This window comes from Phosphitispora fastidiosa (assembly GCF_019008365.1).
GTDB classification, from domain to species: domain Bacteria; phylum Bacillota; class Thermincolia; order Thermincolales; family UBA2595; genus Phosphitispora; species Phosphitispora fastidiosa.
This window is the reverse complement of record NZ_JAHHUL010000162.1, coordinates 1-259: the sequence shown is the minus strand read 5'-3', so window position 1 is coordinate 259 and position 259 is coordinate 1. Positions and strand designations below refer to the sequence as shown.

The following is a 259-nucleotide window of genomic DNA, read 5'->3' as shown; positions in this document are numbered from 1 at the left end:
AAGGCTATAGTAGTAATATGGATTCGATACCCAAGTAATTATAGCAGTAAACTATGAGTACACTAATGAGTAATAAATATAAATTACCATATAGAAGTGAAAGCTTAAAAGTATTCCGCCACCAGAGTATGTTCGCAAGAATGAAAACCAATACAATAGACGGTTACAACCAATAGCAGTGGAGTATGTTATTTAATACGATAATCCGCGTCAACCTTACCATATATTGAATAATATATATAATAATTTTATAATTTGC

Annotated in this window: 1 rRNA gene; it reads left to right on the top strand. The window is 30.1% G+C overall.

From position 1 onward, the window contains the following. Positions 1 to 259, top strand: a 16S ribosomal RNA gene (locus Ga0451573_RS19345); the annotation flags it as partial.